This is a genomic window from Epilithonimonas hominis (assembly GCF_003730015.1).
In the GTDB taxonomy this organism is placed as follows: Bacteria; Bacteroidota; Bacteroidia; order Flavobacteriales; family Weeksellaceae; genus Epilithonimonas; species Epilithonimonas hominis.
On sequence record NZ_RJTU01000084.1, the window covers coordinates 1 to 12,196 of the forward strand.

Here is a 12,196-nt window from a genome sequence, read left to right on the forward strand (position 1 = left end):
TATCGAGGATTCATTAAAATAATTAAATAAATTGTCTTTTTCATATTTATAAATATTTAATCTGCCAAATTCGGAGCCAACCATTTTCTGGCATAATCCAATTCAACACCTTTTCTTTCCGCATAATCTTTCAATTGGTCTTCATCGATTTTTCCGACTCCGAAATATTTCGATTTTGGATTCCCAAAATAATAACCAGAAACCGCCGCCGTTGGCCACATTGCCAAACTTTCAGTCAAAGTCACCCCGATTTTTTCATCCACTTTAAGCAAATCCCAAATCGTTAGTTTTTCCAAGTGGTCAGGACAAGCCGGATAACCTGGAGCAGGACGAATTCCGAGATATTTTTCTTTGATGAGTTCCTCGTTGTCCAGCGTTTCATTTTCAGAATAAGCCCAATATTCGGTTCTGACTTTTTTGTGGAGATATTCGGCGAAGGCTTCTGCGAGACGGTCTGCCAAAGCTTTTACCATAATCGCATTGTAATCGTCCATTTTATCCTCATATTCTTTCGCCAATTCATCTGCTCCGAAACCTGTACAAACACAGAAAGTTCCGATGTAATCTTGCTTTCCAGAATTTTCTGGCGCAATAAAATCACTTAACGCCAAATATTCTTTCCCTTCCGATTTTTTATGTTGCTGACGAAGAGTTCTGAAAGTCGAAATCACATTTTGATGGTCATCATAAACCAAAATATCATCCTGTTCATTGGCATTCGCAGGAAAAATTCCGAAAATACCCTTTGCTTTAAAACTCTTTTCTTTCAGTATTTTCTTGAGCATTATCTGTGCTTCATTGAACAAAATCGTTGCTTGTTCTCCAACTACATTGTCAGTCAAAATATCAGGAAATTTCCCAAACAATTGCCAGCTTCTGAAAAACGGCGACCAGTCTATAAACTCAACCAATTCATCCAGGTTTTGGTCTTCGATAATGGTGATTCCTAATTTTTTAGGCGTGTGAATCTCTTCATTTTCCCAATCGATTTTGAATTTCTTCACACGCGCTTCTGCTATCGGAACATATTCTTTATCAACCTGGCGATTCAGGAATTTTTCACGGAATTCATCATAATCTTTTCTGATTTCCAGAGCATAAGCATTGGATTTGTCGTGATTTAATAACGCACTCACCACACCAACCGCTCTGGAAGCGTCGTTCACGTGAACGACCGTATTGGAATATTTAGGTGAAATTTTAACCGCCGTATGCGCTTTGGAAGTTGTCGCGCCTCCAATCAACAAAGGAAAATTGAGATTTTTCCGCTCCAATTCATCCGCAATATGAACCATCTCGTCCAGACTTGGCGTAATCAATCCACTCAATCCAATCACATCCACTTTTTCATCAATCGCAGTCTGGATAATTTTTTCAGCCGGAACCATCACGCCCAAATCCACAATCTCGTAATTATTACAACCCAAAACTACGCTCACAATATTTTTTCCGATATCGTGAACATCGCCTTTTACAGTTGCCATAAGGATTTTTCCGTTGGATTTTTGAGTCTGGTCTTTTTCCGCTTCAATGAAAGGCTGAAGATAAGCTACCGCTTTTTTCATTACTCTCGCCGATTTCACCACCTGAGGCAAAAACATTTTTCCACTTCCAAAAAGGTCGCCGACAACGCCCATTCCTGTCATTAGATTTATCTCAATCACATCAAGCGGACGTTTTGAAGCCTTTCTAGCTTCCTCTGTATCTTCTTCTATAAAACGATCGATTCCTTTGACTAAAGCGTGTGTAATTCTCGATTGTAAATCCTGTTCTCTCCAGCTAAGGTCTTCGGTTTTTTCTTTTTTGGTTGATTTATGTTTTTCGGAATAATCCAGAAGTTTTTCTGTTGCATCGTCAGTCCTATCAAGCATTACATCTTCTACCAATTCCAATAAATCTTTCGGAATTTCGTCATAAACTTCCAACATTGTTGGATTCACGATTCCCATATTCATTCCCGCTTTTATCGCGTGGTAAAGGAAAACAGAGTGCATTGCTTCTCTCACAGAATCATTTCCACGGAAAGAAAAAGAAACGTTGGAAACACCGCCACTCACAGAAGCATTCGGAAGATTGGCACGAACCCAGCGAGTTGCTTCGATAAAATCAATGGCATTTCTTCGGTGTTCATCCATTCCTGTCGCAACAGGAAAAATATTAAGGTCGAAAATAATATCCTCGGAAGGAAAGCCTACTTGGTTCACCAAAATATCATAAGATCTTTTGGAAATCTCTATTCTTCTTTCGTAATTATCAGCTTGTCCAACCTCATCAAAAGCCATAATAATCGCCGCTGCACCATATCTTTTTATCGCTTTTGCTTGCTTGATGAATTCTTCTTCGCCACCTTTCAAGCTGATGGAATTCACAACAGGTTTTCCTTGAACCACTTGCAAACCAGCTTCTAAAATTTCCCATTTTGATGAATCAATCATAATCGGGATTCTGGCAATATCTGGTTCGGAAGCAATTAGATTAAGGAATCTGACCATTGCATTTTTCCCGTCCAAAAGTCCGTCATCCATATTGACGTCGAGAATCTGAGCACCGCCTTCCACTTGATTTCTGGCAATATCGAGTGCTTCGGAATATTTTTCTTCCTTAATTAATCGAAGAAATTTTTTGGAACCAGCAACGTTGGTTCTCTCTCCAACATTGATAAAGTTGGATTCGGGAGTTATAATTAAAGGCTCGAGGCCTGATAATTTCAGATATTTTATTTTACAATCTGTTTCCATAAATTATTCACTAATTGCCGACAATTTCCTCGGCTGGTAAGTTTGTACCAAATCAGCAATCGCTTTGATATGGTCTGGCGTTGTTCCGCAACAACCTCCGATAATATTGATTAAACCTTTGTCCACATATTCTTTGATTTGCTCCGCCATTTGTTCTGCAGTTTCGTCGTACTGGCCGAAAGCGTTTGGTAAACCGGCGTTTGGATAAGCAGAAATTCCGAAATCAGTGTGATTGGCAAGAATTTCCAGATAAGGCGTCAATTGTTTTGCTCCTAAAGCACAGTTGAAACCAACACTTATCAAGTCCATATGAGAAACCGAAATCAAAAATGCATCGGCAGTCTGTCCGCTCAAAGTTCTTCCGGAAGCATCGGTAATGGTTCCAGAAACCATAATTGGAATAGTAATATTTCTTTCTTCTCGGATTTCGTCAATAGCAAAAAGCGCTGCTTTTGCATTCAAAGTGTCGAAGATTGTCTCAACTAAAAGAATGTCAGAACCGCCGTCTAGCAAAGCTTCAGCTTGTTGTTTGTAAGCAATTCTGAGTTCGTCAAAAGTAATAGCTCTGTAACCTGGGTCGTTTACGTCAGGACTTAGACTTGCTGTTCTATTGGTTGGTCCGATGGAACCTGCAACAAACCTTGGTTTATCAGGATTTTGGGCAGTAAATTCATCACAGACTTTTTTAGCAATTTTAGCAGATTCATAATTGAGTTCGTAAACCAAATCTTCCATATGATAATCTGCCATTGCAATGGTAGTTCCGGAAAATGTATTGGTTTCAATAATATCCGCACCCGCCAAAAGATATTTTCTGTGAATTTCTTCAATCACTTCCGGTTGAGTCAAAGACAACAAATCGTTATTTCCTTTAAGTGGAGACTCCCAGTCTTTGAATCGTTCACCTCGGTAATCTTCTTCGGTGAAATTGTAGCGCTGAATCATCGTTCCCATTGCTCCGTCGAGAATGAGAATACGTTCACCCAATGCTTTATATAATTGTTCTGAATTTTTCATTCTATTTATTTTTTCATCATTGAATTAATCCAAAGCCTGTTTCAAATCATTAATAATATCATCAATATTTTCCAAACCAACGGAACAACGTACCAATCCGGCAGTAATTCCAACCTCGTTTCTTTCTTCATTGGAAAGTTTGGAATGCGTTGTGGAAGCCGGATGCGTAACAATCGTCCTCGTGTCTCCCAAATTGGCAGAGAGAGAACACATCTTAATTCTGTTCAGGAAATTTCTACCGCCTTCGATTCCTCCTTTGATTTCGAAAGCCACAATATTTCCTCCTAATTTCATTTGTTTTTTAGCGATTTCATAGCTTGGATGAGATTTCAGTAATGGATATTTTACCAATTCTACATTGGGATGATTTTCCAAAAACTCTGCAACTTTCAATGCGTTTTCGCAATGTTTCTCAACTCGAATTGCCAAAGTTTCCAAACTTTTGCTCAAAACCCAAGCGTTGAAAGGCGACATCGCCGGACCTGTGTTTCTCGCAAACAGATAAATTTCACGAATCAAATCTGCTTTTCCAACCGCAACTCCACCTAAAACTCGACCTTGACCATCAATCAATTTCGTTGCTGAGTGAACGACAATATCTGCTCCATATTTAATTGGTTGCTGCAAATAAGGCGTTGCAAAACAATTGTCAACGATGAAAATCAAATTATGTTTTTTAGCAATCTGTCCGAAAAATTCCAAATCCAAAACCTCGATTGCCGGGTTTGTCGGTGTTTCCAGGTACAAAATTTTTGTATTTGGTTTGATGTATTGTTCTACGTTTTCAGCATCTTCTGCTTTGAAATAAGTAGTTTCGATATTCCATTTTGGAAAATATTTTGTGAACAGAGTATGTGTAGAACCGAAAACTGACTGACAGCTCACAATATGGTCGCCCGCATTAAGCAAAGTTGCAAATGTGGAATAAATCGCCGACATTCCCGTTGCAAAAGCATAACCAGATTCTGCACCTTCCATTTTCACAATCTTATCTACAAATTCTGTAACATTTGGATTGCTGAAACGGCTGTAGAGATTTTTGTCTTTTTCTTCCGCAAAGCTCGCGCGCATATCTTCGGCATCTTCAAAAACGAAGCTTGAAGTGAGATATAACGGCGTGGAATGTTCGTCAAACTGAGTTCTTTCGGTTTGAGTTCTTATGGCTAATGTTTCGAAATTGGTTGATGGTTGATAGCTGTCGGTTGATGGTTTTTCTTCTTTGTTCATCATTAATACATTTTACTTTTTACAAGAATTATTTTGTTTCGCTAAGTCTTAAAATATCTCCAAAAACACCTCTGGCAGTCACTTTAGCTCCAGCTCCGGCTCCCATAATGACGATTGGATTTTCGCCGTAACTTTCTGTGTAGATTTCGAAAATAGAATCCGAACCTTTTAGTTGTCCTAATGCTGAATTAGCCGGAACAGAAATCAGTTTTACATCCAATTCTCCTTTTTCTTTTTGCAAATCTCCGTGCAAATCTCCGACGTATCTTAAAACATAGCCTGGCTCTTGGTTTTCTTTAATTTTTTGATATTCGTCGTCTAATTCCTCCAATCTTGAAAGAAATTCTTCTTTAGATACAGACAACAAGCTTTCCGGAACAAGATTCTGAATATTAATATCTTCAAATTCATTAAATAAATCTAATTCTCTCGCTAAAATCAACAATTTTCTTGCAACATCATTTCCTGATAAATCTTCGCGTGGGTCAGGCTCTGTGAAACCTTTTTCCAAAGCTTCGTTGATAATCGTTGAAAATTTGTCATTACGAAGTGAAAAATTATTGAAAACATAACTCAAAGTTCCTGAAAAAACACCTTTGATTCTTGTGATATTTTCACCTGAAAGATGCAATAATTTAATTGTATCAATCAAAGGTAAACCTGCACCAACATTGGTTTCGTAAAGATATTTTTTCTTATTTTTTTCTAATAATTTTCTGAAATTTCGATATTCCGAGATTGGTAACGTGTTATAGATTTTGTTTGAACCAACAATATCAAATCCGTTGTCAACAAACGTTGGATAATGCTTCACAAAATCTTTGCTTGCCGTGTTATCCACCATTACAAGATTTTCCAAGTGATGCTCTTTTGCAAAATCCACCAAAGAATCTACACTTGAGTCTGTTGTAGAATATTTGATTTTTTGTCTCCAATCGCTTCCGAAACCTGCTTTGTTAAAGGCAATTTTTTTTGAATTTGCAATCGCAACGATTTTCAAATCCACTCTTTTTCTTTTAAGAATATCATAAGCTGAGTCCAAAATCTGCTCTACCAAAGTTCCGCCAACATTGCCGTGACCAATCAAAGCCAGATGAACCGTTTTTGGTTTTCCGTAGATTTCTGTTTCGATGATATTTTTTGTGATTTCGGTTTGATTTCCAGTTACGACAATATTCACTCTTCCTGCAGAAGCGATTTGACTCAGCAACAAAGGATAAATCTTATTTCTCTGAAGTTCCGACAAAATCTTATTATAATTATCCGAAACAAATCCGATAACACTTAAATTTTCAACACTGTAAATATTGCTTACGTGTCCTTTTGCTTTCTCTTTTTCGAATTCTTTATTCAGAAAATCAACTGCATCAGAAGCGTCATTCTCATCCACAAGAACAGAAATTCCGTTTTCAATCGCTTGCTGGGAAATGACGCCAACGCTGATTCCCCCTCCATTCAAAGCTTGAAAAATACGTGAATCCACGCCAATTTGCCCAAGAAAATCTTTTCCTTCGAAATTCACCAAAGCTTTGTTTCTATAAATATTAATTGTGTTCTTGTCTGTCATCAGTTCAAAAAAATTGGTTTTAAAATTGTGTTCAGTTGCTCGTATTCCATTAGGAAAGCATCGTGCCCGTGGATAGAATTAATCTCGTGATACTGAACGTTTTTGTTTTTATTTTGTAAAAATTGGTACGTATTTTTAATCTCAAAAGCCGGATAAAAAAGGTCTGAATCTACCGACACCAAATGGATTTCTGCATTGATATTTTCCAACTCATTTTCCTTTCCGCTGATATTCATCAAAAGATGATTGACGAGTTTGTATGCTTTTAAACTAAATCTTTCGTTTAATCTGTTTCCGTGGAAGTTGAGCCAATCGTGAGATTTCAAAATTTGTTTTTCAGAATCCATTTCTCTATTGAATCTTAAGTTAAGAGATTCAGGCGTTCTATAACATAACATTGCGTGAACTCTGGCTTTTTCAAGAGGTTTTTCTTCCGATTCCAAAAGAAATTTCTGAACCAGACATTGAGAATGTAACCAATCCGATGTTTTGAAATCTGTTGCAATCGGGATGAATTTTTCTGCTAAATTATTTTGCAAAGTCAACATTTCCCAACCGATAGAACCTCCAACAGAACCTCCAACTAATGCAAAAAGTTTCTCGATTTTAAGTTTTTTCAACCCTTCAATAAAAATTGATGCAATATCCTGAGCTGTAAAATCTTCGTAATTATCAATGAAAAACCCGTCAAAACCATTTCCGGGAATATTGAAAGAAATAATTGTAAATCGGTTGGTATCAATTATTTTCCCATCTCCAACCAAAGATTTCCACCAGCCGTTTTCTCCCGCAACATCTGAATTTCCCGTCAAAGCGTGATTGATTAAAACAATCGGAGCCGAATACAGTTCTTTTCCAAAAAGCTGATAGCTTAATGGAATATCGAGAACTTTTCCGTTCTGAGTCGTGAAGTTATTAAGGTTGATATGTTGTAGCTCGTTTTTCAATTTTGATAAGATTAAATTGAAAATGCTACAGGGAAATGTAGAAATAGGTTTGGGTTATCTTTTCCGCCATTGCGGATAGAATTTAGCACCTTCTTCGTTTCCGAAGGGTTGCCAAGGTTTCACAGAGTCTAATCTCTCCACCTTTCTCGATAACATTTTCAATATGTAAATGAACAATTCTGACTGCAAATATAGATAAGAAATTGTCGTTTTTCCAAATAAACTGAAAAATGTCAGTATAAATTTTTTATTAACAATAGATTTTAAGAAATTTATAACAGCAATTGTGTACAGTATTTGCTTACCCAAACTCACAAAATATAAACTATGGACATTAATCTAAATAAACAAGTTGCTATTGTCACAGGCTCTAGTAGCGGCATAGGAAAAGGAATTGCTATTAGTCTGGCAAAATCCGGCAATCGTTATCGTGAATCATTCATCCAAACATTCGAAGGAGGAAGCAGAGGAAACTTTGAAAACAATTGAAGACAATGGTGGCGAAGGATTCATTATTCAATGTGATGTGAGCAAGGAAGACCAGGTTTTGACGATGTTCCAATCGACAGTTGATAAATATGGAACGGTTGATATTCTAATCAATAACGCTGGTTTGCAACAAGATGCGCCTTTCATTGAAATGACTTTAGCGCAGTGGCAGAAAGTGATTGATGTAAATTTGACAGGTCAATTTCTTTGGTCACGAGAAGCCATCAAAGAATTTTTGAAACGCGGAATGACGGAAAAATCCAAAGCGCTTGGGAAAATCATCAATATCAGCAGTGTTCACGAGACGATTCCGTGAGCCGGGCACGCGAATTATGCTTCCAGTAAAGGAGCACTTAGAATGCTGATGCAAACACTGGCTCAGGAGTATGGAAAACAGAAAATCCGTGTGAATAATATTTGCCCGGGCGCGATACAAACGCCCATCAATAAATCGGCTTGGGATAATGAGAAATCTCTGGATGCGCTGATGACTTTGATTCCGTATGACAGAATCGGGCAACCGGAAGATATTGGGAATTTAGCCGTATTTTTGGCGAGTGATTATTCGGATTATATTACCGGAGCGAGTATCTATGTGGATGGCGGAATGACGACGCTGGAGAGTTTTGCGGATAACGGGTGATTATAAATGATGAATAATAGCTGATAAATGATTGATTCGCTGTGGTTTTTAAACGCAAATTTTTTTTGAAGAACGAAGAAATTTTAAGAAGGCAAAGGAATCGATGAATCGATTTTTTAAGCGGATGTTGATTTGAAAATATCATTTATCGATTATCAAATATCATTTATATCGTCTAAGAAGGGAAAAACCTCAACATAGCCCCGATGGGAACGGCATCCTTTTTTGTTATTGCGATTGTTATTAAGCTCAACAGATTGCTTCACGTTGTTCGCAATGACAAAAAAGATATAGTGGACAGCGGGTTGGGATGTTCTAACAAAAGTCTAACCGTGTTGCTCCTAATAAAAAGAATAATTATTCTCGAAAAATAATTAGAAAAATGAATGAAGAAGAAAAATTAAAAAATCCGAATTGGAAAAAGTGGGGACCTTACGTGAGCCACCGCCAATGGGGAAATGTACGCGAAGATTACAGTACCAACGGCGATGCGTGGGGATTTACTGGTCACGATATGGCGGAAGCGTGGACTTACCGCTGGGCAGAGGAAGGCATCGCAGGAATCTCCGACAAGAAACAGCAATTGTGTTTTGCGCTTTCTTTCTGGAATAAAAATGATTGCAGAGTCAAGGAACGTTTTTTCGGACTGAGTAATTATCAGGGAAATCACGGCGAAGATATCAAGGAAATCTTTTACTATCTGGACAATACGCCGTCTCATAGTTATATGAAGATGGTTTACAAATATCCAATCCAAGCGTTTCCGTACGATGACCTCATCAATACGAATGCGCAACGCTCCAACAAAGACCCTGAATATGAAATATTTGATACAGGCATCTTTGACAATGATGAATATTTTGACATTTTTATTGAATACGCAAAAGCTGGAGAAGATGATTTTTTAATCAGAATTGATGTTCATAACAGAAGTAATCAACCTGCTCCGATTGTTGTTCTCCCAACAGTTTGGTACAGAAATAACTGGATGTGGGGCTATAACGATTACAAAGGTCAACTCGGATTTTCTAAGCAAGGCGAAATAGATGTTCATCATAACAGTCTTAGTATAAAGAAATTATATTCCCGAAACAGAAATGCGGATGCGTTGTTTTGTGAGAATGAAACGAATCGTTCAAGATTATTTAATCTTCCGAAAACAGAAGGTTTTTTCAAAGACGGAATTAATCAATATATTACGAAAGGTCTTGACACCGTAAACCCTTCCAAAACGGGGACGAAAGCTTCTCTTCATTGTGAAGAAATCATAGAAGCGAACAGCAACAAGGTTTTCGAATTCCGATTGTCGCCTCATATTATGGATGATGCGTTTTGGGATTTTGATGAAATTGTTTCAAGAAGAAAACAGGAAGCGGATGAGTTTTATGCGAACATCCAGAAAGATATTGAAAATGAAGACGAAAAAAATGTTCAAAGACAGGCATTTGCTGGTTTGCTTTGGAACAAACAATTCTATCATTACAACATCGGAAAATGGCTGAAAGGCGACCCGAATTTCCCCATCCAAAGAAAAGGTTTTGTACGAAACAGCAATTGGGAGCATCTTCATAACAAAGATATTATCTCGATGCCCGACAAGTGGGAATATCCTTGGTATGCGACTTGGGATTTGGCGTTCCACTGTGTGAGTTTTTCTGTAATTGATTCAGAATTCGCAAAAAATCAATTGATTACATTGACGAAAGAATGGTATATGCATCCAAACGGTCAAGTTCCGGCTTACGAATGGAATTTTGACGATGTTAATCCGCCTGTTCACGCTTGGGCAACTTTCCGAGTTTTCAAAATTGACGAAAAAAATAATGGAAAACCAGATTTGGCTTTCTTGGAAAGGGTTTTCCAAAAATTATTATTGAATTTCACTTGGTGGGTTAATCGAAAAGATTACAACGGAAATAACCTTTTTGGAGGCGGATTTCTAGGTTTGGATAATATCGGCGCTTTTGACAGGAATATGGAATTCAATGAAGGTGAGCACCTTGAACAAGCCGATGGAACGAGCTGGATGGCAATGTATGCTCTGAATATGATGCGTATCGCTATGGAATTGGCAACGTACAATCCTGTTTATGAAGATATGGCGATTAAGTTCTTCGAGCATTATCTTTATATCGCCGAAGCTATGGAAAACATTGGTGAAGGCAAGCAAGGGCTTTGGAATGATGAGGATGGATTTTTCTATGATTTGCTTCAGTTATCCAATGGAGACAGCGTAAGTTTGAAACTTCGAAGTATTGTTGGATTGATTCCGATGTTTGCGGTAGAAGTTGTGGAACACAGTCTTTTGGAAAAACTTCCGGAATTCAAAAAAAGAATGGAATGGGTTCTGAAAAATAAACAAGACCTAACCAAACTCGTTTCCCAATGGTATGTTGAAGGCGAAGGCAATAAACACCTTTTAAGTATCCTCAGAAAAACAAGATTGACGAAAGTTTTAACAAGATTAGTAGATGAATCTGAATTTCTCAGCGACTATGGAATCCGTGCGATGTCTAAAGTTTATGAAGAAAATCCTTTCCGATTCACTGTTCACGGCCAAGAACACGTTGTTTATTACACGCCTGCAGAAAGTGATAGCCGAATGTTTGGCGGCAACAGCAACTGGCGTGGTCCTATTTGGTTTCCGATTAACTTTTTGATTGTCGAGAGTTTACAGCGCTTCCATTTCTTTTTTGGCGATGCATTGACGATTGAATATCCGAAAGGAAGCGGTGTTCAAAAGAATCTGGAAGAAGTTTCAAAAGACATTAGCGACAGACTTTGTAACATTTTCCTGAAAGACGAAAATGGAAACAGAGCTTTCAACGGTGGTGTTGAGAAGTTTAATCAAGACCCACATTTCAAAGATTATATTATGTTCTTCGAATATTTCCACGGTGATAATGGTCGAGGTGTTGGCGCTTCTCATCAAACAGGATGGACTTCTACTGTGGCGAAGTTGATCCAGCCGAGGCTGGCTAGCCGATAATAAGTTGAGTGTGGGAGCGTTTTAGGGTTTTAGTGAGTTTTGATTCTCTCCTACTCTAAGACGCTCAAACCCTCAAACTCTATTGCACAAGTTCTCCATTCACGTTGACTTCATAAGAAATCTCAACATTCGGTTCCAGGGTTTTGGAAACAGAACAATATTTTTCGAAGGATAATTCTCCAGCTTTTTTAGCTTTTTTCGGGTCGATCTCGCCTTCTAGGAAAAATTTCACTTTGATAGATTTGAAAGGTTTTGCTTCATCCACCTGAACTCTTTCGCCTTCTACTTCCGCTTTGAAATCGGTAATGGTTTGGCGCTGCTTTTTCAGGATTGAAACTACATCAATTCCGCTACATCCAGCCACTGCCATTAGCAAAGATTGCATCGGTGAAACACCTTTTGCTCCAGGCAAAGTGGTGTTGTCTAATAAAATAGAATTTCCTTGCTCGTTGGAACATTCAAACAAAAAATCATCATTGATTCTATTAAGTGTAATTTTCATTTTAAATCTAAATTAAAATCAAATTTACAAAATCAAAAGGGGATAAATTCACTTCTCTACCCGTAGTGCATTATAAA

7 protein-coding genes, 1 pseudogene and 1 riboswitch are annotated in these 12,196 nt (G+C 37.8%); of the genes and pseudogenes, 2 read left to right on the forward strand and 6 right to left on the reverse strand.

Features of this window, described 5'->3' with window-relative positions:
- Positions 1-56: 56 nt before the first annotated feature.
- The 5 genes from metH to EGH73_RS13540 are packed head-to-tail and all read right to left on the reverse strand — an operon-like array spanning position 57 to position 7,496.
- Positions 57-2,738, reverse strand: a complete 2,682-nt coding sequence (gene metH, locus EGH73_RS13520) for a methionine synthase (RefSeq protein ID WP_123282289.1) — start codon at positions 2,736-2,738, stop codon at positions 57-59.
- A gap of 3 nt (positions 2,739-2,741) precedes the next feature.
- Positions 2,742-3,755 (reverse strand): homocysteine S-methyltransferase family protein, encoded by a 1,014-nt coding sequence (locus EGH73_RS13525; RefSeq protein ID WP_123282290.1) that lies wholly within the window; start codon positions 3,753-3,755, stop codon positions 2,742-2,744.
- Between the two features lie 24 nt (positions 3,756-3,779).
- Positions 3,780-4,985 carry an O-succinylhomoserine sulfhydrylase gene (locus EGH73_RS13530; RefSeq protein WP_123282291.1) on the reverse strand — a complete coding sequence of 402 codons (1,206 nt, stop codon included), beginning with the start codon at positions 4,983-4,985 and terminating at the stop codon, positions 3,780-3,782.
- Between the two features lie 25 nt (positions 4,986-5,010).
- Positions 5,011-6,549: an ACT domain-containing protein gene (locus tag EGH73_RS13535; protein WP_123282292.1), complete on the reverse strand. Its 1,539-nt coding sequence runs from the start codon at positions 6,547-6,549 to the stop codon at positions 5,011-5,013.
- Complete coding sequence (locus tag EGH73_RS13540; RefSeq protein WP_123282293.1) at positions 6,549-7,496, reverse strand: alpha/beta fold hydrolase; 948 nt, start codon at positions 7,494-7,496, stop codon at positions 6,549-6,551. Before EGH73_RS13540 ends, EGH73_RS13535 begins: the two co-directional genes overlap by 1 nt.
- A gap of 51 nt (positions 7,497-7,547) precedes the next feature.
- Positions 7,548-7,652: riboswitch (SAM riboswitch) on the reverse strand.
- 171 nt (positions 7,653-7,823) lie between these two features.
- Here EGH73_RS13540 and EGH73_RS13545 point away from each other — a divergent pair.
- Together EGH73_RS13545 and EGH73_RS13550 are read left to right on the forward strand one after the other, a co-directional pair.
- A pseudogene (locus tag EGH73_RS13545) lies at positions 7,824-8,628 on the forward strand (glucose 1-dehydrogenase).
- Between the two features lie 382 nt (positions 8,629-9,010).
- Positions 9,011-11,617: an MGH1-like glycoside hydrolase domain-containing protein gene (locus EGH73_RS13550; RefSeq protein WP_123282294.1), complete on the forward strand. Its 2,607-nt coding sequence runs from the start codon at positions 9,011-9,013 to the stop codon at positions 11,615-11,617.
- Between the two features lie 79 nt (positions 11,618-11,696).
- Here the strand turns inward: EGH73_RS13550 and EGH73_RS13555 are convergent, their stop codons facing one another.
- Positions 11,697-12,119 (reverse strand): OsmC family protein, encoded by a 423-nt coding sequence (locus tag EGH73_RS13555; RefSeq protein WP_123282295.1) that lies wholly within the window; start codon positions 12,117-12,119, stop codon positions 11,697-11,699.
- Between the last annotated feature and the right edge of the window lie 77 nt (positions 12,120-12,196).

Coding starts and splice junctions, on each gene's coding strand:
- metH (WP_123282289.1), bottom strand. CDS start 2,738: ATGGAAACAGATTGTAAAATAAAATATCTGAAATTATCAGGCCTCGAG.
- EGH73_RS13525 (WP_123282290.1), bottom strand. CDS start 3,755: ATGAAAAATTCAGAACAATTATATAAAGCATTGGGTGAACGTATTCTC.
- EGH73_RS13530 (WP_123282291.1), bottom strand. CDS start 4,985: ATGATGAACAAAGAAGAAAAACCATCAACCGACAGCTATCAACCATCA.
- EGH73_RS13535 (WP_123282292.1), bottom strand. CDS start 6,549: ATGACAGACAAGAACACAATTAATATTTATAGAAACAAAGCTTTGGTG.
- EGH73_RS13550 (WP_123282294.1), top strand. CDS start 9,011: ATGAATGAAGAAGAAAAATTAAAAAATCCGAATTGGAAAAAGTGGGGA.
- EGH73_RS13555 (WP_123282295.1), bottom strand. CDS start 12,119: ATGAAAATTACACTTAATAGAATCAATGATGATTTTTTGTTTGAATGT.